1 protein-coding gene is annotated in these 276 nt (G+C 57.6%); it reads right to left on the bottom strand.

Translation table 11 applies throughout. The features are described from left to right. Positions 1 to 33: 33 nt before the first annotated feature. A partial coding sequence (locus tag ACYPYD_RS26370) for a hypothetical protein (RefSeq protein WP_459666623.1) occupies positions 34 to 276 on the bottom strand: 243 nt, incomplete at its 5' end.

Raw genomic sequence — 276 nt, 5'->3', positions numbered from 1 at the left:
CGGTCGTGGCGCAGGAACGATGTCGACCGCGCTTTATGAGCCCGGCTTACCCCAATGGCCGGGGTGCCTATCATTAAACTCAGCGCCGAAAATCCTGATCGCTTCTCTAAGAAGCTCTTGGCCCGCCTCGGAATAACCCGAGAGGCTGGCGTCATCCTCCAGCCCCATGAGTGCTGTCATGAAGTAGCCGTAGTAATCAGCAGGCGTGTCTTTGCTCGGATTCTCGGCCATCATCCTACATAGATGCCAGTAGGCACTATCGTCCGCAACGGGGCG

The sequence above is a fragment of the Novosphingobium sp. 11B genome (assembly GCF_054589055.1).
The sequence above is the reverse complement of the archived record's forward strand: the minus strand, read 5'-3'. Positions and strand labels throughout refer to the sequence as shown.